The following is a 24,289-nucleotide window of genomic DNA, read 5'->3' as shown; positions in this document are numbered from 1 at the left end:
GGCAAACCTTCGGCGTGACGGCTGCGGCGACTTCTACAGGCGGATAGCGGTTGCCCCAGCAAAGCCATATAAGTAAGCTTACACTTACGAACTTCCGCAACTATGCGGCGTTGTCGATCGACCTTTCCCCGGGCGCCGTGGTGTTTTCCGGCGACAATGGCGCCGGCAAGACCAATCTCCTGGAAGCCATCTCCCTGCTGACGCCCGGCCGCGGCCTGCGCCGCGCACCCTATGCCGACGTGGCCCGCGAAGGCGGCGATGGTGGCTTTGCGCTGCATGCAAGGCTCGACGGACCGGAGGGCCAGGTCGAGATCGGCACCGGAATCACCGGGGGCGAAGCGGCCGGTGAGGGCGGCCGCAAGGTGCGCATCAATGGCGCGCCGGCGCGTTCGGCCGATGCCATGCTCGAATGGCTGCGCGTCGTCTGGCTGACGCCGGCCATGGACGGCCTGTTCCCGGGACCTGCCGCCGACCGCCGCCGCTTTCTTGACCGGCTGGTGCTGGCAATCGATCCCGGCCACGGCCAGCGCGCGCTCGACTATGAGAAGGCGATGCGCGGGCGTAACCGATTGCTTACGGAAGGCTCGCGCGACAGCGCCTGGTTCGATGCCATCGAGACGCAGATGGCCGAGACCGGCGTGGCGATCGCCGCGGCGCGCGCCGAACTGGTGCGCCTGCTCGCCGCCATGATCGACAGGCTGCCGTCCAGCGGGCCGTTTCCGCAAGCCGATATCAGCCTGTTCGGCGACTTGGAAAGCGATGTGGCCACTTCGCCAGCGGTCGACGTCGAGGAACGCTATCGCGCCGCCCTCGCCGAAGGCCGCGAGCGCGACCGCGCTGCCGGACGCACGCTGGACGGTCCGCACCGTTCGGATCTTCTCGTGCGCCACCGCCCCAAGGCGATGCCGGCCGAACTCTGCTCGACCGGCGAGCAGAAGGCGCTGCTGGTCGGCATCGTGCTGTCGCATGCGAGGCTGACCGGCGAGATGTCGGGGATGACACCGATCCTGCTGCTCGACGAGATCGCCGCCCATCTCGACGCCGGCCGGCGCGCCGCACTGTTCTCGATCCTGGAAGAGCTGAACTGCCAGGCCTTCATGACCGGAACCGACGCCTCGCTGTTTTCCAGCCTTAGAGGACGCGCGCAATTCCTCACGGTCGACCACGGAACGGTTGGGCCAACCGAAGCCCCCTGACAAGATTTTCCTTCCACTATATGGTCCGGCAATGACCCCTGCCGCCCTCACCGACGAAGAGCTTGAACGTTACGCCCGCCACATCGTGCTGCCTGAGATCGGCGGCGCCGGCCAGCAGAGGCTGAAGCGGGCGCGGGTGCTGGTCATCGGCGCCGGCGGGCTCGGCGCGCCGGTGCTGGAGTATCTTGCTGCCGCCGGCGTCGGCACGCTCGGCATTGTCGACGACGACATCGTCTCGCTGTCCAATTTGCAGCGGCAGGTGATCCATGCCACCGACACGGTCGGCACCGCAAAGACCGGGAGCGCCAAGGCGGCGATCGCCCGTATCAATCCCCATGTCGCTGTCGAACAGCACGAATTCAGGCTGACGGCCGAGAACGCCGCTGCGCTCATTGCGCGCTACGACATCGTCGTCGACGGCTCCGACAATTTCGAGACGCGCTATGTCGTGGCCGATGCCTGCGCGGCGGAAAAGCGGCCGCTGGTGCACGCCGCCGTCGGCCGCTTCGACGGCTCGGTGACGGTGCTGATGCCGTTCGACACCGGCGCCGACGGCAGACCTAACCCAAGTTATCGCGACCTCTTTCCCGAAGCGCCGCCGGAAGGGCTGGTGCCGTCCTGCGCGGTGGCTGGCGTTGTCGGCGCGCTGACCGGCGTCATCGGCACGCTGCAGGCGATGGAAGCGATCAAGCTGATCACCGGCATCGGCGAGCCGCTGGTCGGCCGGCTGCTGCTCTACGATGCGCTGTCGGCGCGCTTCGATACGATCCGCTACAAGAGAAGCTGATCGTATGGATCGCTCCATCGGCGTTTTGGTCACGCAGCTTGCCCCCGGCTTCGATCGCTGGGACGAACTGCTCAGCCTGATCTTGCGGGCCTTTGCGCCGATGGATGGCGTCATCGACCCGCCCTCATCGGCGCATCTGCTGAATGTCGAGAATCTCCGGGACAAGGCCGGCCAGGAGACGGCGTTCCTGGCGCTGCAGGATGGCCGGATCGCCGGTTGCGTTTTCGCGCTGGAGAGGTCCGCCGATTTCTATGTCGGCAAGCTCGCCGTCGAAGCTGAATTTCAGGGGCAAGGCATCTGCAGGCGGCTGATGCAGGCTGTCGAGGATTTTGCCCGCAGCCGCAACAAGCCAGCCATCGAACTTCAGACACGGATCGAACTTACGGCAAATCACGCGACCTTTGCCCGTCTCGGCTTTCACGAAATCGGGCGCACCGCGCATCAGGGCTATGACCGGCCGACTTCGATCACCATGCGCAAGGAGCTCAAGTGAGCCTCGCCCTCGGCGCACAGGAGCAAGCAGTCGCCGCCGGCCATGACGGGACTGCGATGGCAATGCGCATCGTTGTCGAAAGTGCTGCGCTGCTTGGCGCGCCGCGGCTGATCCCGATCGCCTCGGCGCATATAGACGGCGCGCTCTATCACGGCGATTCCGGCACGCTGTTCGCCGAAAGGCTGGTCGAGGGCGGCGCGCGCGTTGCCGTGCGCTCGACGCTCAATGTCGGCGCACTCGATTTGATGGGCTGCTCGCGCGTGCGCCTCGAAGAGCCGGCGCGCGGCATGGCGCGGCGGATGATGGAGGCCTACCGCAAGCTGGGCTGCGAGCAGAGCTGGACCTGCGCGCCCTATCAGGCCGGCCACAGGCCAGCCCAGGGCACTGACGTCGCCTGGGGTGAATCCAACGCAGTGGTCTTCTGCAATTCGGTGCTCGGCGCGCGCACCAACCGTTACGGCGACTTTTTGGACATTGCTTGCGCCATATCGGGCCGGGCGCCGGATTACGGCCTGCACCGCGTCGAGAACCGGCAGGCGCGGCTGGTGTTCGATGTTTCAGGCCTCTCCGCCTCGTTCCTCGGTTCGGAGATCGCCTGGCCCGTACTAGGCAGCCTCTACGGCCGTGAGGTGGGCAATGCCGTCGGCGTCGTCACCGGTGTATCCCACCATCCCGGCGAGGACGCGCTGAAAGCCTTCGGCGCGGCGGCGGCATCGTCAGGCGCAGTCGGTCTCTTCCACATTGCCGGCGTCACGCCTGAGGCACCCGACGCCGAGACCATCCTGGTCGGCGGCAGGCCGGAAACAGTGATCCATGTCACGCCGGAAATGGCCGCGAAGGCCCGCGCCGGCCTGTCCACCGCAATCACTCAAACCGCCATCGATGCGGTGGCGATCGGCAGTCCGCATTTGTCTTCGGCCGAATTCGATGCGCTGGAGCGGTTGATCGCTGGGCGGCGGCTTCACGTGCCGATTTACGCCTGCACCGGCCGCCATGTGCTCACGACGCTCGAACGGAACGGCCAGCGCAAGACGCTCGAGGCGAGCGGCGTGGTCATCGTCGCCGACACTTGTGTTGTGGTGACGCCGATCCTGCCGGAGCTTGCCGGCGGCGTGCTGATGACCAATTCGGGAAAGTTCGCGCAATACGCGCCGGGCAATACCGGCTACGCCGTGCTTTACGGATCGCTGGCCGACTGCGTGGAAAGCGCCGTCATCGGTAAGCCGTTCTTTACGGATATTGCCGCATGAGCGCCTTGGCCGAAATCCTGGTGCCGGGTCGAGCCGGCGAAGGCGAGGCGCTGGTGCTGACCGCGCCGATCAGCTTCTGGGGCGGCGTCGATCCGCAGAGCGGCCGCATCGCCGATGTCCGCCACCCGCAGCATGGCGAGACCATTGCCGGCCGCGTGCTGTTCCTACCCGGCACGATCGGTTCGTCCTCCGCCTCCGCCGTGCTGATGGAACTCGTCCACAACGGCCATGCGCCGGCGGCGCTCGTGCTGCACGAACCGGACGCGATCTTGCTGCTCGGGTTGATTGTTGGCAGGGAAATGGGCTGGCGGACGCCAGTGGCGCTCAGGCTGGAGCGCGATGCGTTCGCGGCCTACCGTGGAAGGCGGGTGAGCGTCGCTGACGACGGCGCTCTTACAACCGCTATCTGAACGCCATCGACTTCAGGTCCTGAGCGGCAGCACGCGGTCCGGCGGACGGTGGCCGTCGAAGAAGGCGCGTATATTGATGATCACCCTCTCGCCCATGTCGATGCGGCCTTCGAGTGTCGCCGAGCCCATATGCGGCAACAGCACCACCTTGTTCTTGGCGGCGAGCTTCAGCAGCTTCGAGTTTAGCGCCGGCTCGTGCTCGTAGACGTCGAGGCCGGCGCCGGCGATCTTGCCGTCCTGGATCAGCTTGACCAGAGACTCCTCGTCGATGATGTCGCCGCGCGCGGTGTTTACGATGTAAGCGGTGGGTTGCAACAGCGCCAGCCGCCGCGCTGACAGCAAATGGAAGGTGGCCGGCGTCGACGGGCAATTGACCGAGATAATGTCCATGCGGGCAAGCATCTGGTCGAGGCTTTCCCAATAGGTCGCCTCCAGTCCTTCCTCGACCGCCGGCAGCACGCGATGGCGGTTGTGGTAGTGGATTGACAGGCCGAAGGCCTTGGCGCGCCTGGCGACCGCGGTTCCGATGCGGCCCATGCCGACAATGCCGAGGCGCTTGCCCCAGATGCGCCGCCCGAGCATCCAGGTCGGCGACCAGCCGGCCCATTTCTTGTCGCCGGTCAGCACATTGGCGCCTTCCGCCAGCCGACGCGGCACCGCCAGCATCAGCGCCATGGTCATATCGGCGGTGTCTTCGGTCAGCACGTTCGGCGTGTTGGTGACGGTGATGCCTTTCTTGGCTGCCGCCTCCACGTCGATTTTGTCGACACCATTGCCGAAATTGGCGATCAGCTTGAGATTGTCGCCCGCCTGGGCGATCAGCGCCGCATCGATCTGGTCGGTGATGGTCGGCACCAGCACGTCGGCTTCCTTGACCGCCGCGACCAGCTCCGGCTGCGTCATCGGCCTGTCCTCGACATTCAGCCTGGCGTCGAAGAGTTCGCGCATGCGGGTCTCGACCGGATCAGGGAGCTTGCGCGTGATGACGACGAGAGGCCGTTTTTTGCCTGCCATTGTTTCCTCGAACCCGATCTCGTTGAGACCTCTTTAACCAAGACAGGCGAAACTGAATACCGGTCGCGGTGCCTGCCACTCCTGTAACAAGCGGTGCCGCCGAAGACAAAGAAAAAGGGGCGCCGTGACCAAAGGGCAGGCGCCGAAAGGAACGAAAGTGTCTGGTTTCGCGTCGCTTCGCCTGGTCCTCAGCGCAGCGCTTCTCGGCGCTCTCCTGCATTCCCCGCAAGCCGCGGCGCAAGGTGCTGCCGCACCTGCGCAGACGGTGACGCTTGGGCCGAGCGGCCTGCCGCTGCCGCGTTTCGTCAGCCTGAAATCGGCCCGCGTCAACTCACGCGTCGGCCCGGGCGCCAACTATTCCGTCGACTGGATGTATACCAAGGCCGGCCTGCCTATGGAAATCATCCAGGAATTCGATACTTGGAGGCGCGTGCGCGACGCCGATGGCTCGGAGGGCTGGATCAACCAGTCGCTGTTGTCAGGCCGCCGCACCGCGATCGTCGCACCCTGGCAGCGAAGCAAAGGTGGCCGAATCAATCTGCTCGACGATGCGGACAAGGACGCCAGCGTCGTCGCCATCATCGAGCCGGGCGTGACTGGCACGATCAAAACCTGCGATGGCCAGTGGTGCGAAATGACCTTCGACGGCCACACCGGCTGGATCGCCCAGTCGCAGGTCTGGGGCGCCTATCCCGGCGAGCACGTCAAGAACTGAACCTAAGCCCGGGATAGCTGCCTATCTGCCGATGCGGCCGAGATGGGTATCCTGGAAGCCGCTCGACAATTTCAAACCGTAGCCGAGAGCACGGTCGACCGCGATGTGGATAATCCAGATCAGCCCGATTGCCGTTGCCATGGAATTGGCCAGGAAGTATCCCGCGAGCGCCAGGAAAAGCGGGACAATCAGGATGTGCAAGGCGTTGTAAGCGACGGCGCCAACGCGCGGCCCGGCGAGATAGCCCAGCATCGACAGGTCAGGCGCCAGGATGAGCAGGGCAAATAGCCACCAGGAAGTACCCGACAGCGCGTACAGGACGATGCCCACCACTGCGACGGCGGCCCATTCGAGCCGGATCACCAGATCGACCGGTTTCATTGATGTGCTATTCAGGCGCCGCGCTTCGGGCGCAGCCGCACCACGATGTCGACATTGGCGATCTCCATGCCCGCGGGTGGCTCCGGCAGGTTGGAGACGGTCACCGGACCGCTTTCGATGTCGAAGATCCTGTTTTCGCCTTCGATGTAGAAATGATGGTGATCGGAGGTGTTGGTGTCGAAATAGGTCTTCGACCCCTCGACCGCGAGGATGCGCAGCAGCCCGGCCTGGGTGAACTGGTGAAGGGCGTTGTAGACGGTGGCAAGGGAAACCGGCACGCCGGCGGCGATCGCCTCCTCATGCAGTTCCTCGGCCGAAAGGTGGCGGTCGCCTTTGGCAAAAAGCAGATCGGCCAGCGCAATGCGCTGGCGCGTCGGCCTTAGGCCGGCTTCGCGAACCCGCTTGTCCACAGCGACATTTTCCTTCCGGCAGCCCAGATCCATCTATTCGTCCAAGCCCACAGTTCCGCCTCAAGACACCCCCAGAGTGGCGAAAAAACGTCATCGACCGAAACTGGACACCTCTCGACATATATTCTGTTGGCCGAATGCGATCAATAGAGCGACGTGCGTCCAGTTGGACGCACTAAGTGCGCTCTATGACTTTTTTGGCGTCGCATCGGGCTTTCCGGAAATCGAAATCGATTTCCGGGCCGATGCGAGAGCGCGCATTGACCCGGGCAGACGGGCGGGTTAAGCGCAAACGCCGGTTTCCGGCTCGAAATGGATTGTGTTAGGAAACCAACGACAAGGGCGCCCACCGCCCGGGACTATTATGGGGACGAGATTGATGGCGGGTTCGAAATCCAGCTACGGTTATGAGGAATTGCTGGCCTGTGCCCGCGGCGAGCTGTTCGGGCCCGGTAACGCCCAGTTGCCCTACCCGCCAATGCTGATGTTCGACCGCATCACCGAGATCAGCGAGACCGGCGGCGCCCACGACAAGGGCTTCATCCGCGCCGAATTCGACATCAAGCCGGACCTGTGGTTCTTCGCCTGCCATTTCATCGGCAATCCGATCATGCCGGGGTGCCTCGGCCTCGACGCCATGTGGCAATTGACGGGGTTCTACCTCGGCTGGCTCGGCGAACCGGGCAAGGGCATGGCGCTGTCGACCGGCGAAGTGAAATTCAAGGGCATGGTGACGCCATCGGTCAAGAAGGTCGAATACGGCATCGATTTCAAGCGCGTCATGCGCGGGCGCCTGGTACTCGGCATCGCCGATGGCTGGCTTAAGGCCGACGGCGAACCCATATACGCGGCGACAGACCTCAAGGTGGGGCTGTCCAAGCAATCGGCCGCCTGACCGGCGCCACTGCAGCAGGGCGTTTCCCAGAACGCGCAATGACGCTGCAGCATTTTGATTTTGCGTATGATCGCTGGCCAAAACCGGCTACGGTTTCGGGATCATCCGCTGGAAGGAGTTTCGAATGAGAAGGGTCGTCGTCACAGGCCTCGGCATCGTATCGTCGATCGGCAACAATGCCAACGAGGTGCAATCCTCGCTCTACGATGCCAAATCCGGCATCAGCTTCTCCGACTCCTTCGCCGAACACGGCTTCCGCTGCCAGGTCTGGGGCGCGCCGACGCTCGACCCGTCGGCCATGATCGACCGGCGCGCCATGCGCTTCCTGAGCCAGGGTGCAGCCTGGAACCATGTCGCCATGGACCAGGCCATCGCCGACGCCGGCCTTGGCGAAAGCGACATCACCAATGAGCGCACCGGCATCGTCATGGGATCGGGCGGTCCGTCCACCCGCACCATCGTCGAGGCGGCCGAGATCACACTCAAGAACAGCAGCCCCAAGCGCATCGGTCCGTTCGCGGTGCCGAAGGCGATGTCGTCGACCGCGTCGGCGACGCTCGCCACCTGGTTCAAGATCCACGGTGTCAACTATTCGATCTCGTCGGCGTGCTCGACCTCCGCGCATTGCATCGGCAATGCCTACGAGCTGATCCAATGGGGCAAGCAGGATGTGATGTTTGCCGGCGGCCATGAAGACCTCGACTGGACGATGTCGGACCTGTTCGACGCCATGGGCGCGATGTCGTCGAAGTATAACGACAAGGCGTCAACGGCGTCCCGCGCGTACGACGCCAATCGCGACGGTTTCGTCATCGCCGGCGGCGCGGGCGTCCTCATCCTGGAGGAACTCGAACACGCCAAGGCGCGCGGCGCCAAGATCTATGCCGAGATCGTCGGCTACGGCGCGACGTCGGATGGCTACGACATGGTGGCGCCGTCCGGCGAAGGCGCGGTGCGCTGCATGCGCCAGGCGCTGGCGACGGTGTCGACGCCGGTCGACTATATCAATACTCACGGCACCTCGACGCCGGTCGGCGATTCCAAGGAGATGGGCGCCATCCGCGAGGTGTTCGGCGACAAGATGCCGTTCATCACTTCAACCAAGTCGCTGACCGGCCATTCGCTGGGCGCCGCCGGTGTGCAGGAATCGATTTACTCGATCCTGATGATGCAAGGCGGCTTCATCGGCGAAAGCGCCCATATCGAAAACCTCGATCCGGAATTCGAGGGCATGCCGATTGTGCGCAAGCGTATCGACGACGCCAGGATCGACACGGTTTTGTCCAATTCGTTCGGTTTCGGTGGCACCAACGCAACGCTCGTTTTCCAGCGCTATTCCGTATAAGGCCAGCGCTTTTATATAAGGATTGCCGGCCATGGACGGACTGATGAAGGGCAAGCGCGGGCTTGTCATGGGCGTCGCCAACGATCATTCGATCGCCTGGGGCATCGCCAAGAAATTGTCCGAACACGGGGCGGAGCTCGCCTTCACCTATCAGGGCGATGCCTTCGGGCGCCGGGTCAAGCCGCTCGCCGAAAAGCTCGGGGCGTCACTGGTGGTGCCCTGCGACGTCGAGGATAGCGCCTCGGTTGCGGCCACCTTCGAGACGCTCGGCAAGGAATGGGGCGGGCTCGACTTCGTCGTCCACGCCATCGGCTTTTCCGACAAGAACGAGCTCAAGGGGCTCTACGCCGACACCAGCCGCGACAATTTCGTCCGCACCATGGTCATCTCCTGCTATTCGTTCACCGAGATTGCTCGCCATGCCGCCCCGCTGATGAGCGATGGCGGCGCGATGATCACGCTGACCTATGCCGGCTCTGTCCGCGTCATGCCGAACTACAATGTCATGGGCGTCGCCAAGGCCGGGCTGGAGGCCAGTGTGCGCTATCTCGCCAATGATTACGGCCCGCGCGGCATCAGGGTGAACGGCATATCGGCGGGGCCGGTGCGTACGCTGGCCGGCGCAGGTATTTCGGACGCGCGGCACATGTATTCCTACCAGCAGCGCAACTCGCCGCTGCGCCGCACAGTGACCATCGACGAGGTCGGCGGCTCGGCGCTCTATCTTTTGTCCGACCTCTCGTCAGGCGTCACCGGCGAGATCCATTATGTCGATTCCGGCTATCACATCGTGTCCATGCCAACACTGGATGAGTTGAAGCAGACGGACAGCGGACGCGATTAGAGCCCGTTCCATCCCGATGAAATCGGGGCTCTATCTCTTTTGGTTAAGCATGATCTCTGGACAAACGGTTCCCGTTTGCCCGAGAAAAGCTGAGATCACTTTTCGCGATCATGCTCCAATTCTTCCGGTAAAATTAGATGCATTGGCGGAAACTCATTTTAAGGAGATATCCGCTATAAGTCCTATGGCTAGGGCACTGCGCGTTCTTTCTGGGCGCAAAGGGATGCTTTAGGATTTATGAATTTGCATGTGATCTTTCCGGAAAGTCGAGTTGATTTTCGAGATCATGCGACAGGGACCGAGTAATGCCTGCTGTCAGCAATCCGAAGCGAACACCTGTGTTCCGGCTGCTCACCGTCGCCGCGTCGGGCCTTGGCAGTTTCGTTCTCGGGCTCTGGGGTCTCCAGTTCGGTTTCGGTGACGGCTTTGCCGGCATGCAGGCAGGAACCATGGTCGGCATCGCGTCGGCTTTATGCGCACTGGCCGCCGCCGGTGCGGCCCTGTCCTTCTTCGCCGGCGTTGACGAATCGGTGGACTACGTCTTCAACGAAACCCATTTCGACAAGCTGACCGGGCTTTTGGCGCGGCCAGCCATGGTCGGCAAGGTTGCCGATGCTGCGTCGGCGACGATCAAGACCGGCGAGCCGGTGTTCCTCATCGACATCGACATCGACCGCTTCAAACAGATCAACGACGCGATCGGCTACAGCCATGGCGACGAACTGATCCGCGCCTTCACCAAGCGACTGAGGGCCTGCATGCCCGAGGGCACGGTGATGGGGCGCATCGGCGCCGGCGAGTTCGCCATCCTCGTCTCGGAACATGAGATGCAGGGATCGATGGAAGCCACCGTCGAAACCCTGATCGAGGAGATGCTGAAGCCCTACCAGCTCGATTCCCACCTGCAATCGGTCGGCCTGTCGGTGGGCATCGTGGCGATGCCGAAGGACGGCGTCGATCCCGTCCTCGTCCTGCGCCGCTCCAACCTAGCGCTGCAGAATGCGCGCGCCGGCGGGGTGGGCAACTGGGCGGTCTTCCATTCCGACATGGGCCAGGTAGCCGATTACCGCCACTGGGTCGAATCCGAGCTGCACATCGCCTTCGACCGCGGCGATTTCGACCTCCACTACCAGCCGCAGCTTGATCTTCCGAGCGGCCGCATCGTCGGCTACGAGGCGCTGATCCGCTGGAAACATCCGGAACGGGGCATGATCCCGCCGATGGAGTTCATTCCGATCGCCGAAGAGACCGGCATGATCCACCCGATCGGCAATTGGGTGCTGCACAAGGCCTGCAGCGATGCCCGCCATTTGCCCGAGGACTGCTTTGTTGCCGTCAACATCTCGCCGGTCCAGTTCATGACCAAGGATTTCGTCGGTATCGTGCGCGACACGATGGCCAGCACCGGCATCAAGCCGTCACGGCTGGAGCTCGAACTGACCGAGACGGCGATGATGCAGGACCGCGACCGCGCCGCCATCATCCTGCGGCAGCTTGCCGACATGGGCATTTCGGTGGCCGTCGACGATTTCGGTACCGGCTATTCCAATCTGAGCTATCTGATCGACTTCGCCTTCGGCAAGCTGAAGATCGACCGCTCCTTCATCAGCCGCATGGACACCGATTCCAATTCGGGTGCTGTTGTCTCCACCATCGTCGGCCTGTCACGGGCGCTCGGCGTCGGCATCATCGCCGAAGGCGTCGAGACCGAGAACCAGGCGACGCTCTTGCGAGCGGCCGGCTGCGAGATGGTGCAAGGCTATCTGTTCGGCAGGCCGGCGCCGCTCAAGATCAAGCCCGGCGAGATCAGAGCGACCATTCCCGTCCACGAGCCGGCGCGCATCGTCAGCATGCATTGAGGCGGCGCTACGCTGCCTTCCGGAAGTTGTCCTATCGACGCGCGGCAAAGACCTTGAACATGCCGTCGCGGGCGAGTTCGGAATGGCTGGAGAATACGGCCTTCAGAGCCGGTTCGTAAGGCAGCTGGCGGTTTGCCACCATGAACAGCCGCCCGCCCGGCTTCAGCGCCTTGCCTGCCGCCTGGATCATGCCGGCGCCGATTTCCGGCTCGGCCGCCCGGCTGCGATGGAAGGGCGGGTTCATGACGATCACGTCATAGCGCCGCTCGACCGGCTCGCTCAGCAGATCGATCCAGAAGAAGCCCGCCTCAAAGCCTATGTTGCCGATATTGTTTTTGGCCGCCTCAAGCGCGTCGAAATCCGCCTCGTAGAGGTCGAGCCCGGTTATGCCGGGTGAACTTGCCGCAATCTCGGCAGCGACATAGCCCCAACCTGCGCAGAAATCGGCGATCTTGCCACGCAGGTCTTTGGGCAGGTTGTCGACCAGAAGCTTTGAGCCGGCGTCGATGCGATCGAAGGAAAACATGCCGGGCGCGGTGCGGAAGTGGCCATCGATCAGCGCGACAGGGTTGGCGATCCGGAGTTTTTCCGCAGCGACCAGATTGACAGGACGGCGAAGCCAGAAGGCAATGCCGTGATGTTTCGGCAGATGGCCTTCGAGCGGCACAAGCTCGTCGATGCGCTTGCGCAGGCTGTCGATGCCGTCCTCCTTGCCGCCGGCGACAACGATCAGGCCGCCCGGTGCAACGCGTTCGATCGCCTCGGCTATGCGCATCTCGTTCTGGCCGCGATGGCGACCGACGAGGACGAGCGCTGCATCGAATGCATCGCCTTCCTGACGCGGCGTCACCGTGTTGCCGGCACGCTCCAGCACGCGGAAATGCGGCCGGAAGCCCTGCACGAGGTGAAGCGCCGCCTCAAAACCTCCCGGCAGGCGGAAGCCGGGCTCGGCGCCGAGGAACAGCACACGTTCGCCCTTTTGCGGCAGAGGCAGCGCCTCGGCCTCGAAGGGATGGAACAGTGTCTTCAGCGGCTCAGCGGCCATTCTTCGATCTCATGCCTGAAACAAACCGGGTCTTAAACGAAAACGGGCGCGACCTATGCCGCGCCCGTTTCAATTTCACTATCAGACCGCTCAGGCGGCGTTTTCTTCGCCTTCGGCCTTCTTGTCGCGGACGATTTCCTTGCCGGTGGCCTGGTCGACGACCTTCATCGACAGGCGGACCTTGCCGCGCTCGTCGAAGCCCATCAGCTTGACCCAGACCTTGTCGCCTTCCTTGACGACGTCCGAGGTCTTGGCGACCCGGTCGTTGGCAAGCTGCGAAATGTGAACGAGGCCGTCACGCGGGCCGAAGAAGTTGACGAAAGCGCCGAAGTCGGCGGTCTTGACGACCGTGCCTTCGTAGATCTCGCCGACTTCCGGCTCGGCGACGATGGTGTGGATCCACTTCTTGGCCGCCTCGATCTCCTTGGCGTTCGACGAAGCGATCTTGACCGTGCCGTCATCCTCGATGTTGATCTTGGCGCCAGTCTTCTCGACGATCTCGCGGATGACCTTGCCGCCGGAGCCGATGACGTCGCGGATCTTGTCGGTCGGGATGTGCATGACCTCGATGCGCGGTGCGAACTCACCGAGTTCCGGGCGGGCGCCGGTCAGAGCATGCGCCATCTCGCCGAGGATATGCTGGCGGCCATCCTTGGCCTGGTCCAGCGCGATCTTCATGATCTCCTCGGTGATGCCCTCGATCTTGATGTCCATCTGCAGCGAGGTGATGCCGTTGGCGGTACCGGCGACCTTGAAGTCCATGTCGCCGAGGTGATCTTCGTCACCCAGGATGTCGGACAGAACCGCGAAGCGCTCGCCTTCCTTGATCAGGCCCATGGCGATACCGGCGACGGGCTTGGCCAGCGGCACGCCGGCATCCATCAGCGCCAGCGAGGTGCCGCAGACGGTCGCCATCGACGACGAGCCGTTGGACTCGGTGATCTCCGAGACGACACGCAGCGTGTAGGGGAACTGGTCAGCGGAGGGCAGCATCGGACGGATGGCGCGCCAAGCGAGCTTGCCGTGACCGATTTCGCGGCGGCCCGGCGAACCCATGCGGCCGGTCTCACCGACGGAGTAGGGAGGGAAGTTGTAGTGAAGGAGGAACTTCTCCTTGTACATGCCGGTCAGCGAATCGACATACTGCTCGTCCTCGCCGGTGCCGAGCGTGGCAACGACCAGCGCCTGGGTCTCGCCGCGGGTAAACAGCGCCGAACCGTGAGTGCGCGGCAAAACGCCGACTTCGGAGACGATCTTGCGGACGGTCTTGAGGTCACGGCCGTCGATGCGCGAGCCGGTGTCGAGGATGTTCCAGCGCACGACCTTGGCCTGGAGTTCCTTGAACACCGAGCCGATCTGCTCGGACGTGTACTTGGCGTCTTCGCCTTCGGCCGGGGCAAACGCTGCCTTGACCTTCGCCTTGACGGCGTCGACGGCGGCGTAGCGCTTCTGCTTGTCGACATTCTTGTAGGCATTGCTGAGCTCGTCGCCGACGATCTTCAACATCTCGGCTTCAAGCGCGGAATAATCCGGCGCCGTGAAATCGCGCGGCTCCTTGGCGGCAACTTCGGCCAGCTTGATGATGGCGTCGATCACCGGCTGGAAGCCCTTGTGGCCGAACATCACGGCACCGAGCATCAGCTCTTCGCCAAGTTCCTTGGCTTCGGACTCGACCATCAGAACGGCGTCGGCGGTGCCGGCGACAACGAGGTCGAGCTTGGATTCCTGCATCTCGTCGACATGCGGGTTGAGCACATATTCGCCGTTGATGTAACCGACGCGGGCGCCGCCGACCGGGCCCATGAAGGGAACGCCCGAGAGCGTCAGAGCGGCCGAGGTGGCAACGATCGACAGGATGTCCGGATCGTTTTCGAGGTCATGCTGGACGACGGTGACGACGATCTGGGTGTCGTTCTTGTAGCCATCGGCGAAGAGCGGGCGGATCGGGCGGTCGATGAGACGGGAAACCAGCGTTTCCTTTTCGCTCGGACGGCCTTCGCGCTTGAAGTAGCCGCCCGGGATCTTGCCGGCGGCGTAGGTCTTTTCCTGGTAGTTGACGGTCAGCGGGAAGAAATCGAGGCCCGGCTTCGGCTCTTTCATCGAAACGACGGTGGCGAGAACCTTGGTTTCGCCGTAGGTCGCGAGCACCGCGCCGTCAGCCTGACGCGCGATCTTGCCGGTTTCCAGGATGAGCGGACGACCGCCCCATTCGATTTCCACTTTGTGGTGATTGAACATGTCTTGTCCTTAATAAGCGGAAAGGGCCGCGCCGTTTCACGGTGCGCGGATGCCCTTCCCTGGCTTCCTTTCTCGGGCAGCCACGGGCAAGACAACGGGAAGCTCGGGTAAATTTCGGCGCTGGTCAGCGCACGAGCGTCCTGCAATCCTGCCCCATGACCGTCCATGGGCGGTTTCGAGTGGCCCTCTGCACGCTCGAAACCGGGTCTGGCCAATCGATGCGACTGGCAGAATGCGCGACCGGCGGACTCTCCGAAGAAAGCCCGCCGGTCAATTCGTCAACGGCGCAGACCGAGCTTCTCGATCAGCGTCTGATAGCGCGCGTCATCCTTGCGCTTGAGATAATCAAGCAGGCTGCGGCGCTGGGAGACGAGAGCGAGCAGACCACGGCGGGAATGGTTATCCTTCTTGTGGTCCTTGAAGTGGTCGGTCAGGTTCTTGATGCGCTCGGAAAGGATGGCCACCTGGACTTCCGGAGACCCGGTATCGCCCTTGGCGGTTGCGAATTCACCCATCAATTCCTTTTTGCGCTCGGCAGTAATCGACATCGTGTTTTTCCTTATCTGTTTGAGGAAACGGGTCGCCCTCAGCCGGGATGTCGTCCAGCAGGGGCCGGTGCAAGCAACGCGACATGGCGCGATGCTGCGGCGCATATAGGGCAATTCCCTGGAAAACACCAGCCCAATTCATAAAGCCGGCTTGTCGCAGGCTTTCGCTGGGGAATTCAAGATTTCCCTGATGCCGGAGGCCTCAAGCGCGTGGGGTACGCGCGTGAGATCTTTGTTCTGCATGTCGCCCAGAACCGCTGACACTTCTGGGCGACATGCATTAGAGCCACTTCTTGCGTTTGAAGAAGACGATCAGGCCGACAGCAACGGCCAGCATGAACAGCAGCGAAGCCGGGTAGCCATAATAGGCTTTCAGTTCCGGCATATTCCATGGCGAGCTTTCAGGGTCGAAATTCATCCCCCAGATACCAACCAGGAAGGTTAACGGCATGAAGATCACCGAGACGATGGTCAGGTAAGAGATGACATCGTTGGTGCGCGCCTGGCTCAGCGACAGATGCATTTCGATCAGGCCGGTCAGCATGTCGCGCTGGTTCTCGACCAGCTCGATCAGCCGCAGTGCGTGGTCGAGCGTGTCGTTGAAGAAGATCTTCGTTTCGGGCTTCACATAGGGCACGTCGTTGCGGATCAGCGTCGCCAGCGCATCGCGCATCGGCCACAGCACGCCCTTGAGCACATTGGCGTCGCGCCGCAATTCGTGCAGTTGCCGCATCTGATGCTTGTGCGGGGTGTTGAGCATCTCGTCCTCGATGCCGTCGACCTCCTCGCTCGCGGCCTCAATCGGCGGGAAATAGCTGTCGACGATGGCGTCGATGAGCGCATAGGCCAGATAGTCGGCGCCGCGCATCCGCAAGCGGTTGGGCAGCGAGGCGGCAATGCGCTTGCGCACGGGATCGAACGGATCGCCTTCGCGCTCCTGGAAGGTGACGACGAAATTCCTGCCGAAGAACACCGCGATCTGCTCGTAGCGATGCACCTTGACGTCGTCGATCATGCGCATGACGACGAAGGCGTGATCCTCGAAGAAATCGACCTTCGGCCGCTGGCCGGTGTTGACGACATCTTCCAGAGCCAGCGGATGCAGGTTGAAAATCCGGCCGATCTCCTCGATCAGCTGGATGTTGGCCAGCCCGGTGCAATCCAGCCAGACGACCGGCCAGTTGTCGCAATGGGTGTTGAGATCATCGATGCTGGCCTTGTCGATGGTCTTGAATTTTTCCGGCGAGATCAGCGTCAGCCGGAGCTCGGAGCGGCGCGCCGCCGGATCGGCGATCAGCGTGCCTGGCGAAGCGCCGACCGGCGGTCGCCGCGTTTTCACCGGCGCCCGCTTCTTCACAGCCTCAGCCTTTGCCATCTGCCCCTCGGATGTAACCTCGAGTGAAACTAGACGAGAGTGGTCAGCCGGCAAAGACCCGCTTCGGCTTGAACATGCCTTGCTCGATGGCGCCTATGGCGACCAGCTTGCCGCGCGCGGTGGCGCAGGCTTCCTCGGCTTCCACGGGCGCGTCGCGACCGCGGATGATGACGGGATTGCCAAGACGAATCTTGGTCGCCGCTTCGTCGCTGATGGCGATCTGCGGCAGGCAGTCGAGCGCGGCCGCCGTATCGACAAGCAGCGCATCGATGGCGCCGAAGTCGATCGGCGCATCGACAACATCGGCGTCGCCGTCAGCTTCGCGCTGTTCGCCGAAACGGGCGGCCTCCAACTCAGCGACGGTGACGAAATCTTCCTGGGTGAACGGCTCTACCTCAACCCGGCGTAGTTCGGCGATATGACCGAAGCAGCCAAGGTCGCGGCCCATGTCGCGGGCCAGCGAGCGCACATAGGTGCCCTTGCCACATTCGACCTCGAACAGGGTGCGGTCGGCGGCGTGCTCCACAATATCGAGGCGGCCGATTTCGATCTCCCGCGCGGGTATGTCGACCGTCTCGCCCTCGCGGGCGAGGTCGTAGGCGCGTTCGCCCGCTATCTTGATGGCCGAGAATTGCGGCGGCGTCTGCATGATGACGCCGGTGTATTTCGGCAGAAGCGCCCTGACGTCGGCCTCGGCCGGACGCCGGTCGGAGTTTTGCGTTACCGGACCCTCGAGGTCGTCAGTCGAGCGCTCCTCGCCCCAGGCGACTGTGAAACGATAGATCTTGGCGCCGTCCTGGACGTAAGGCACGGTCTTGGTCGCCTCGCCGAGCGCGATCGGCAGCATGCCGGAGGCCAGCGGATCGAGTGTGCCGGCGTGGCCGGCCTTTTCGGCCTGGAACAGCCATTTGATCTTGGAGACGGCTTCGGTGGAGCCCATGCCGACCGGCTTGTCCAGCACCACCCAGCCGGAGATCGGCCGGCCCTTCTTCTTGCCGCGGCGCCCCACTATTTCTCGTCCTTGTTCTTGTCTTCGCCATCGGCGCCCAAGTCTCGCGCGACTTCGGGCGACTTCAAGAGATCGTTGATCCTGGCAAAATTGTCGAAGGACGTGTCGAGCTTGAAGCGGAACTCCGGCATGAACTTCATCTGCCGCAGCGCGCCGGAGACGCGGCCACGGACGAATTTCGCGTGCTTGTTGAGCGCGTCGATCACCGCACCGGTATCCTTGGCGCCGAGCGGCGAGACAAAAGCAGTGGCAACCCTCAAGTCGGGCGACATGCGCACTTCCGAGACCGACACCACGGTATTCTCGATCAGCGGATCGATGATCTCGCCGCGCTGCAAGGTTTCGGAGAGTGCATGGCGCACCTGTTCGGCAACGCGCAACATGCGCTGGGATGGGCTGGAGACGGTTGGACGGGGCATTGTTCTCAATCCTGAAAGCGTGAGGCGCGGGATGGGACCGTGCCGCACGTCTCATACTTGTTTTATGCATGTCGTTTATCCCAAAACCGCTACGCACTTTTGGGCGACAGGCATTAAAGTTAGGGCGGCGGTCTTTCGACCACCGCCCGGTCATTTCGACAGTATACGAACTCAGAGCGTCCGGGTCACCATCTCGACGCGGAAGCACTCGATGATGTCGCCGACGCGCATGTCCTCGTAGTTCTGGAAGGCCATGCCGCACTCCTGACCGCCGGGGACTTCGGCAACTTCGTCCTTGAAGCGCTTGAGCGTCTTCAGCGTGCCTTCGTGGATGACGACGTTGTCGCGGATCAGGCGTACGCCCGCACCGCGCTCGACCTTGCCTTCGGTGACACGGCAGCCGGCAATCTTGCCGACCTTGGTGATGTCGAAGATCTCGAGGATCTCGGCATTGCCGATGAAGGTCTCGCGACGTTCCGGCGACAGCAGGCCGGAAAGCGCCGCCTTCACGTCATCGACGAGGTTGTAGATGATCGAGTAGTAGCGGATCTCGATACCGGCAGCGACAGCGGCAGCACGTGCCTGGGCATTGGCGCGGACATTGAAGCCGATGATGGCGGCGCCCGAAGTCTCCGCCAGCGACACGTCGCTCTCGGTGATGGCGCCGGCGCCGGCATGAACGATGCGCGCACGCACCTCGTCGGTGCCGAGCTTGTCCAGAGCAGCGCTGATCGCCTCGATCGAACCCTGGACGTCGCCCTTGATGACCAGCGGGAACTCCTTCAGCCCGCTCGTCTGCAACTGCGACATCATCTGTTCGAGCGAGCCGCGCTGGCCGGCATGCTTGGCCACCGCCTTCTCGCGGGCCAGACGCTGACGATACTCGGTGATCTCGCGGGCGCGGGCCTCGTTGTTGACGACGGCGAAGCGGTCGCCGGCCTGCGGCGTGCCTTGCAGGCCAAGCACCTCGACCGGCATAGCCGGCGGGGCTTCCTTGACCTGTTCGCCACGGTCGTTGACCAGCGCGCGCACCCGGCCCCATTCGTTGCCGGCGACGAGAATGTCGCCCGGCATCAAGGTGCCGGTCTGCACCAGCACGGTGGCGACGGGGCCGCGGCCCTTGTCGAGCTGGGCTTCGATGACGACGCCCTCGGCGGTGCGGTCCGGATTGGCCTTGAGGTCGAGAATTTCGGCCTGCAGAAGGATCGCCTCGAGCAGCTTGTCGAGATTAGTGCCCTTGGTCGCCGACACTTCGACGTCCAGCACCTCACCGCCCATCGATTCGACGAACACCTCATGGCGCAGCAGTTCCGAACGTACCTTCTGCGGATCGGCGCCGTGCTTGTCGATCTTGTTGATCGCCACGATGATCGGAACGCCGGCCGCCTTGGCATGGCTGATCGATTCGATCGTCTGCGGCATGACGCTGTCGTCGGCCGCCACCACCAGGATGGCGATGTCGGTGGCCTGGGCGCCGCGGGCGCGCATCGCCGTGAAGGCGGCGTGGCCGGGCGTGTCGATGAAGGTGATCTTCTGACCGTTCTTCTCGACCTGGTAGGCGCCGATATGCTGGGTGATGCCGCCGGCTTCGCCGGAGACGACATTGGCATTGCGGATGGCGTCGAGCAGCGAGGTCTTGCCATGGTCGACATGGCCCATGATGGTCACGACCGGCGGACGCGACACCAGGTCCTCGGCATTGTCGGCGATGTTGAACAGGCCTTCCTCGATGTCGGACTCAGCGACGCGGCGGACCGTGTGGCCGAATTCGGTGGCGACCAGTTCAGCCGTGTCGGCGTCGATAATGTCGCCCGGCTTCAGGATCTGGCCCTGCTTCATGAAGTACTTGACCACATCGACGGCGCGCTCGGACATGCGCTGCGCCAGTTCCTGGATGGTGATGGTTTCGGGCAGGATCACTTCGCGCATAACCTTCTCGCGCGGCTCATTGTGCATCGCGCGCTTGAATTTTTCCTGGCGGCGACGCATCGACGACAGCGAGCGGGCGCGCGCATCCTCGTCGGAAAGCGCCGTGTTGAGGGTCAGCTTGCCGCGACGACGGTCTTCCTCAGCCTTGGTCGGCTTGGCCGGACGCGCCACTTCGGGCGTGACCGGACGGCGAACCGGTGCCCCGACGCCGGTGCGTTTCGGCTTGACCTCTTCCTCGTCATCGACCGTCGCCAGTTCGGCGGCCAGCGGCGCGCGACGGCGCGCCTCTTCCTCGGCACGGCGGCGGGACTCGGCCTCAGTCTGCAGACGAGCTTCTTCCTCGGCCTGACGGCGCGCGGATTCCTCGCGCTCGCGCTTTCGGCGTTCCTCGTCCTCAGCACGGCGCTTGGCATCTTCGGCGGCGCGCTGGCGATCCTCGACTTCGCGAACCTTGGAACCTTCGAGCGCCCTGCGCCGGGCTTCCATTTCGCCACGCGACAATTCGTTCAGCACCATGCCGCTGCGTTCGACCGGCGGCGGCGGGGGCGGCGCCTTGGGCGCTTCCTGCACCACGGGGGCTGCCGCAACCGCGGGCTTGGGCGTCAAAACGGGTGCAGCCACCGGCTCCGGCTTGTCGCCGGGCATGGAGAATTTGCGCTTCTTGATCTCGACCTGGACCTGCTTGGTGCGGCCATGCGAGAAATTCTGGCGCACGACGCTCTGCTCGGTACCGGGGCGCTTCAGCGTCAAGGTCTTCTTCGGTGTAACACTCAACGTCTTGTCGTCGCCCGATTTCGTATCGCTCATTCCATATCCTCTGCAGCATCATCTTCGTCAGCAACGGCCGCAAGCATTGCCAGATCGTCGGGGGTTCCGCCCCGATATCGGTCGAGCGCAACCATGCGCTTCTCAACCGCCTTGCCCGCGTCTCCCGCGAGAACGGCAGCATGTATCACATTTGTGCCCCCCAATGCCAAGCTCAACTCGGCCTCGGAGAAAAGTTTGTAGGCAAGGACTGCAGGCCCGCCGAGGTGGACCGTTGCCCGCCGCGCCTGGCTGATCTTGCGCACGCCGTCGTCGGATGCTTCGGTCGCGTGGAGCACGAAAAGCGCCAGTCCACTGCGCACCGCGCTCTCGACCTTGGTGGCGCCGAGAGCGATCGCGCCGGCCTTGCGAGCAAGGCCGAGCATGCCCAGAGCGGATCGTGCAAGCAGTCCGTCGACCATGCCACCGAGATCGGGCGGCACGGTCACTTGCGCCTTAAAGGCGCGGGCAAACAGGTTCTTCGCCGCCGCCTTGTCGATATGTAGGCGGTCGGCGCTCACCCAACAACCACGGCCGGGCAGGTTTCTCTTGATGTCCGGAACGACGGCCGAATCCGGGCCGACGACGAAACGGATCAGCTCATCCGGCTCGGCTTGCCTGCGGGTAACGATGCAGGTGCGATCGTTCATCTCGTCCTGGGGCGGGTTGTGTGCGATGCGGTTTCACCTCACGCACCAACAGCTTCGTCAGCCGGGACCTGTTCGGCTGCAAGCTCGTCTTCGGTGATCCAGCCGGCCTTGAGGCGGGCTGCCAGAACCATCTGCTCGGCATCGGCGCGCGACACGCCGTGATTGGCGAGCACGCCCGGATAGACCTTGGTCTCGCCGTCCTTGCGTTCCTTCCAGCCGGTGAGGTCGTCGGCGGCATAGCCGGCGAAATCCTCGATCGTCTTCACGCCATCCTCGCCGAGCGTCACCATCATGGCGGTGGTGACGCCGGGGATTTCGCGCAGTTCGTCGGTGACGCCCAGCGCCTTGCGCTTCTCGTCATGCTCGGCTTCGATTTTCTCCAGATATTCGCGGGCGCGGGTCTGGATCTCCGAAGCGGTGTCTTCGTCGAAGCCGTCGATCGAGGCGATCTCGCCCGAATCGACATAGGCAACTTCCTCGACGCTGGTGAAGCCTTCGGAGGCCAGCACCTGGCCGACCATCTCGTCGACATCGAGCGCTTCCATGAACAGCGACGAACGTTCGACGAATTCCTTCTGGCGGCGCTCGGATTCCTCGGCCTCGGTCAGGATGTCGATATCCCAGCCGGTGAGCTGGGAAGCAAGACGCACGTTCTGGCCGCGGCGGCCAATGGCCAGCGACAGCTGGTCGTCCGGCACCACCACCTCGATGCGCTCGGCATCTTCGTCGAGCACGACCTTGGCGACTTCCGCCGGCTGCAGCGCGTTGACGATGAAGGACGCGGCCGAAGGCGACCACGGAATGATGTCGATCTTCTCGCCCTGCAATTCGCCGACGACGGCCTGAACGCGGCTGCCGCGCATACCGACGCAGGCGCCGACCGGATCGATCGAGCTATCGCGCGAAATGACGGCGATCTTGGCGCGCGAGCCCGGATCGCGGGCAACCGACTTGATCTCGATGATGCCGTCGTAGATTTCCGGCACTTCCATGGTGAAGAGCTTGGCCATGAACTGCGGATGGGTACGCGACAGGAAGATCTGCGGGCCGCGCTGTTCGCGGCGCACATCGTAGACATAGGCGCGGACGCGGTCGCCATACTTGTAGTTTTCGCGCGGGATCAGCTCGTCGCGGCGGATAATCGCCTCGCCACGGCCGAGATCGACGATGACGTTGCCATATTCGACGCGCTTGACGGTGCCGTTGACGATCTCGCCGATGCGGTCCTTGTATTCGTCATACTGGCGGTCACGTTCGGCCTCGCGCACCTTCTGCACGATGACCTGCTTGGCCGACTGGGCGGCGATGCGGCCGAAATCCATCGGCGGCAGCTGTTCGGCGATGAAGTCGCCGAGCTGGGCGTCGGGATTGCGCTCGCGCGCCGAGGAGATGGCGATCTGGGTGGCGTAGTCGTCGACCTTCTCGACCACTTCCATCAGCCGCTGCAGCTTCATCTCGCCGGTGGTGGCGTTGATGTCGGCGCGGATGTTGGTTTCCTGGCCGTAGCGCGAGCGCGCAGCCTTCTGGATCGCATCGGCCATTGCGGCGATGACGATCGACTTGTCGATCGACTTTTCACGCGCGACCGCATCGGCGATCTGCAGCAGTTCAAGTCTGTTGGCGCTTACAACCATGTCTTTATCTCCCGAACTGGGTGCCGGAGCTTTGGCCCGGCAGCTCAATCGTTATTCCTGTTCGTGTTCTTCCGTGGCGTCTTCGGAAACATCGTCTTCCGGCTCGCCGCGGCGTTTCTTGGCTTCCTTGCGTTCCCTGTTATCCTTCGACAGGGCGTCGCGGATGAGGTCGTCGGTGAGGACCAGCCGCACATCGGCGATCGCGTCATAGGGCACGCGCACCGTCGGCTCCTCGCCATAAGCGGCCTTGTCGCGCTCGATCAGCACATCGTCTTCGGCGGCTTCGGCGATCTTGCCCTTGAAGCGCTTGCGGTCGGCGACCAGCACCGAGGTTTCCATCTTCACCAGATGGCCGGTCCAGGTGACGAAATCCGACTTGCGCACCAGCGGCCGGTCGATGCCGGGCGACGACACTTCGAGATGATAGGCCTTTTCGATCGGATCGTCGACGTCGAGCGCCGGCGACACAGCGCGGCTGACCTCTTCGCAATCCTCGACAGTCATGGTGCCGTCCTCGCGTTCGGCCATGATCTGCAGCGTCAGCCCGTTCTGGCCCGACAGATGCACCCGCACGAGGCGGAAACCGATGCCGCGCAACACCGGCTGAACGATCAGCGCGATGCGCGCATCGATGCCGCTTTCGCGGATGATGCGGTCGTCGGCTTCGCTTGCCGTTGCAGTCATGCGGTTCCTAATCCAACTCTTCGTTGGAGCATGGTCCCTGGACAAAACGGTTCCCGTTTGTCCGAGAAAACCGGGGTCCCTCTTTTCGGGATCATGCTCTGATACTGACCGGCAGGTAATAAAAAAGAGCGGGACCGGGTGGACCCACTCTTCGTCATACCGACCAAGAATTTGAGGCTCATATAAACGATCCCGGCCGGTGTTTCAAGCCTGTTGACGGGCCGGGCAAAGTGCAGCTGGCGACGGCTGGCCAGGATTGTGCGGAGCGCATGCCGCCTATGCGGTAACGGCCCTGTGATTTCAGACGCCGCGTTCCTATCTACGTTGCACTGCACAAACCGAGATGGCGCGCGGT

The 24,289-nt window shown here is 63.3% G+C and carries 23 protein-coding genes; 10 read left to right on the top strand and 13 right to left on the bottom strand.

From position 1 onward, the window contains the following. Positions 1–50 precede the first annotated feature (50 nt). From recF to JQK88_RS06795, 5 genes are read left to right on the top strand one after another with little or no spacing between them, the layout of a single operon-like run. Positions 51–1,196 (top strand): DNA replication/repair protein RecF, encoded by a 1,146-nt coding sequence (gene recF, locus JQK88_RS06815; RefSeq protein ID WP_203277820.1) that lies wholly within the window; start codon positions 51–53, stop codon positions 1,194–1,196. A gap of 31 nt (positions 1,197–1,227) precedes the next feature. After that, positions 1,228–1,983, top strand: coding sequence for a molybdopterin-synthase adenylyltransferase MoeB (locus JQK88_RS06810; RefSeq protein ID WP_203277819.1), 756 nt, complete (start codon positions 1,228–1,230; stop codon positions 1,981–1,983). Between the two features lie 4 nt (positions 1,984–1,987). After that, positions 1,988–2,476 carry a GNAT family N-acetyltransferase gene (locus JQK88_RS06805; protein ID WP_203277818.1) on the top strand — a complete coding sequence of 163 codons (489 nt, stop codon included), beginning with the start codon at positions 1,988–1,990 and terminating at the stop codon, positions 2,474–2,476. Beyond that, the gene (locus JQK88_RS06800) at positions 2,473–3,726 is read left to right on the top strand and encodes an aconitase X (RefSeq protein WP_203277817.1); all 1,254 of its coding nucleotides are present in this window, start codon (positions 2,473–2,475) and stop codon (positions 3,724–3,726) included. Before JQK88_RS06805 ends, JQK88_RS06800 begins: the two co-directional genes overlap by 4 nt. Then, positions 3,723–4,136, top strand: coding sequence for an aconitase X swivel domain-containing protein (locus JQK88_RS06795; RefSeq protein WP_203277816.1), 414 nt, complete (start codon positions 3,723–3,725; stop codon positions 4,134–4,136). The genes JQK88_RS06800 and JQK88_RS06795 overlap by 4 nt, the downstream gene beginning before the upstream one ends. Positions 4,137–4,148: 12 nt before the next feature. Here JQK88_RS06795 and JQK88_RS06790 read toward each other — a convergent pair whose 3' ends face one another. Then, positions 4,149–5,150, bottom strand: a complete 1,002-nt coding sequence (locus JQK88_RS06790; RefSeq protein WP_203277815.1) for a 2-hydroxyacid dehydrogenase — start codon at positions 5,148–5,150, stop codon at positions 4,149–4,151. A gap of 157 nt (positions 5,151–5,307) precedes the next feature. Here JQK88_RS06790 and JQK88_RS06785 point away from each other — a divergent pair, with 157 nt between their 5' ends. Beyond that, on the top strand, positions 5,308–5,865 hold the full coding sequence (locus JQK88_RS06785) for an SH3 domain-containing protein (protein WP_112560553.1): 558 nt from the start codon (positions 5,308–5,310) through the stop codon (positions 5,863–5,865). A 21-nt stretch (positions 5,866–5,886) separates the two neighbouring features. Here the strand turns inward: JQK88_RS06785 and JQK88_RS06780 are convergent, their stop codons facing one another. Further along, positions 5,887–6,246 carry a DUF4260 domain-containing protein gene (locus JQK88_RS06780; protein WP_203277814.1) on the bottom strand — a complete coding sequence of 120 codons (360 nt, stop codon included), beginning with the start codon at positions 6,244–6,246 and terminating at the stop codon, positions 5,887–5,889. An 11-nt stretch (positions 6,247–6,257) separates the two neighbouring features. Continuing rightward, positions 6,258–6,689 (bottom strand): iron response transcriptional regulator IrrA, encoded by a 432-nt coding sequence (gene irrA / locus JQK88_RS06775; RefSeq protein WP_192249994.1) that lies wholly within the window; start codon positions 6,687–6,689, stop codon positions 6,258–6,260. A 346-nt stretch (positions 6,690–7,035) separates the two neighbouring features. Here irrA and fabA point away from each other — a divergent pair, with 346 nt between their 5' ends. The 4 genes from fabA to JQK88_RS06755 all read left to right on the top strand — a co-directional run bounded on the left by fabA (position 7,036) and on the right by JQK88_RS06755 (position 11,599). Then, positions 7,036–7,551, top strand: a complete 516-nt coding sequence (gene fabA, locus JQK88_RS06770; RefSeq protein WP_023669566.1) for a 3-hydroxyacyl-[acyl-carrier-protein] dehydratase FabA — start codon at positions 7,036–7,038, stop codon at positions 7,549–7,551. A gap of 124 nt (positions 7,552–7,675) precedes the next feature. Next, a complete protein-coding gene (fabB, locus tag JQK88_RS06765; protein WP_203277813.1) occupies positions 7,676–8,896 on the top strand; it encodes a beta-ketoacyl-ACP synthase I in 1,221 nt (406 codons plus the stop codon). A gap of 31 nt (positions 8,897–8,927) precedes the next feature. Continuing rightward, entirely contained in the window at positions 8,928–9,740 is an 813-nt protein-coding gene (gene fabI, locus JQK88_RS06760) for an enoyl-ACP reductase FabI (protein WP_203277812.1), read from the top strand. A 305-nt stretch (positions 9,741–10,045) separates the two neighbouring features. Then, on the top strand, positions 10,046–11,599 hold the full coding sequence (locus JQK88_RS06755; protein WP_203277811.1) for a putative bifunctional diguanylate cyclase/phosphodiesterase: 1,554 nt from the start codon (positions 10,046–10,048) through the stop codon (positions 11,597–11,599). A gap of 31 nt (positions 11,600–11,630) precedes the next feature. Here JQK88_RS06755 and JQK88_RS06750 read toward each other — a convergent pair whose 3' ends face one another. The 10 genes from JQK88_RS06750 to rimP all read right to left on the bottom strand — a co-directional run bounded on the left by JQK88_RS06750 (position 11,631) and on the right by rimP (position 23,934). Continuing rightward, positions 11,631–12,644: a class I SAM-dependent methyltransferase gene (locus tag JQK88_RS06750; protein ID WP_203277810.1), complete on the bottom strand. Its 1,014-nt coding sequence runs from the start codon at positions 12,642–12,644 to the stop codon at positions 11,631–11,633. Positions 12,645–12,734: 90 nt separating this feature from the next. Beyond that, entirely contained in the window at positions 12,735–14,882 is a 2,148-nt protein-coding gene (pnp, locus tag JQK88_RS06745; RefSeq protein WP_112566388.1) for a polyribonucleotide nucleotidyltransferase, read from the bottom strand. Positions 14,883–15,160: 278 nt separating this feature from the next. Beyond that, the gene (gene rpsO / locus JQK88_RS06740) at positions 15,161–15,535 is read right to left on the bottom strand and encodes a 30S ribosomal protein S15 (RefSeq protein ID WP_281401875.1); all 375 of its coding nucleotides are present in this window, start codon (positions 15,533–15,535) and stop codon (positions 15,161–15,163) included. A 175-nt stretch (positions 15,536–15,710) separates the two neighbouring features. Next, a complete protein-coding gene (corA, locus tag JQK88_RS06735) occupies positions 15,711–16,805 on the bottom strand; it encodes a magnesium/cobalt transporter CorA (RefSeq protein WP_192249979.1) in 1,095 nt (364 codons plus the stop codon). Between the two features lie 43 nt (positions 16,806–16,848). Continuing rightward, complete coding sequence (gene truB / locus JQK88_RS06730; RefSeq protein ID WP_203277809.1) at positions 16,849–17,814, bottom strand: tRNA pseudouridine(55) synthase TruB; 966 nt, start codon at positions 17,812–17,814, stop codon at positions 16,849–16,851. Further along, positions 17,814–18,233, bottom strand: coding sequence for a 30S ribosome-binding factor RbfA (gene rbfA, locus JQK88_RS06725; RefSeq protein ID WP_112566397.1), 420 nt, complete (start codon positions 18,231–18,233; stop codon positions 17,814–17,816). The genes truB and rbfA overlap by 1 nt, the downstream gene beginning before the upstream one ends. A gap of 171 nt (positions 18,234–18,404) precedes the next feature. After that, a complete protein-coding gene (infB, locus tag JQK88_RS06720; RefSeq protein WP_203277808.1) occupies positions 18,405–20,969 on the bottom strand; it encodes a translation initiation factor IF-2 in 2,565 nt (854 codons plus the stop codon). Further along, positions 20,966–21,616 (bottom strand): RNA-binding protein, encoded by a 651-nt coding sequence (locus JQK88_RS06715; protein ID WP_112566403.1) that lies wholly within the window; start codon positions 21,614–21,616, stop codon positions 20,966–20,968. The genes infB and JQK88_RS06715 overlap by 4 nt, the downstream gene beginning before the upstream one ends. Positions 21,617–21,654: 38 nt before the next feature. Beyond that, positions 21,655–23,250, bottom strand: coding sequence for a transcription termination factor NusA (nusA, locus tag JQK88_RS06710; protein WP_112566406.1), 1,596 nt, complete (start codon positions 23,248–23,250; stop codon positions 21,655–21,657). Positions 23,251–23,301: 51 nt separating this feature from the next. After that, a complete protein-coding gene (rimP, locus tag JQK88_RS06705) occupies positions 23,302–23,934 on the bottom strand; it encodes a ribosome maturation factor RimP (protein WP_192249970.1) in 633 nt (210 codons plus the stop codon). Positions 23,935–24,289: the final 355 nt, after the last annotated feature.

It is taken from the genome of Mesorhizobium caraganae (assembly GCF_016836705.1).
Classification (GTDB): domain Bacteria; phylum Pseudomonadota; class Alphaproteobacteria; order Rhizobiales; family Rhizobiaceae; genus Mesorhizobium; species Mesorhizobium caraganae.
Note: the sequence above shows the minus strand (reverse complement) of the source record. Positions and strands in the feature narration are given on the sequence as shown.